This window comes from Acinetobacter sp. RF14B (genome assembly GCF_006864105.1).
In the GTDB taxonomy this organism is placed as follows: Bacteria; Pseudomonadota; Gammaproteobacteria; order Pseudomonadales; family Moraxellaceae; genus Acinetobacter; species Acinetobacter lwoffii_C.
The window spans coordinates 1-510 of record NZ_SMTB01000241.1 but is presented as its reverse complement, the minus strand read 5'-3'; the positions used below and the strand labels follow the sequence as shown (position 1 = coordinate 510).

The window sequence follows — 510 nt, the reverse complement described above, 5'->3', positions numbered from 1 at the left end:
CATTCAACAGCATATACGCTGAAATCCATATCGCGATCATTCTTGTTCCCTGAGTGCGCCTTCAATGAACTCATAACATACGCTTCCCGGAAGTCACGCCAAACGGTGTTTATGCAACAATGCGCGTAGTTTCCATAAAAGAAATGAAGAGAATTGGCGTGATACACAGAATTGCGAGACAGTACGAAAGAATGTTTAATTTCTAATCAGCGCTTGCGTCAGCGCCAGATTTACGTATAATGCGCGGGCCTGTCATCAATGACGGCTGGTTCGATATGAACCCTGATAGCTTCTTTTTGGCTATCAAACAATGCCCCCAATCGGGGGGCTACGTAAGAACGATTACACTCTCCCATCAATCGTAATGGGTTCGAGGAGTAATCATTTTCGTCTATAAAATAATTGGAGCTCTGGTCTCATGCAGAACCAAAGAATCCGTATCCGCCTGAAAGCGTTTGATCATCGTCTGATCGATCAATCAACCGCGGAAATCGTCGAGACTGCTAAGCG

General features: G+C 45.1%; 1 pseudogene. It reads left to right on the top strand.

Annotated elements, in window-relative coordinates:
* Positions 1–418: 418 nt before the first annotated feature.
* A pseudogene (rpsJ, locus tag E2K52_RS14735) lies at positions 419–510 on the top strand (30S ribosomal protein S10); the annotation flags it as partial.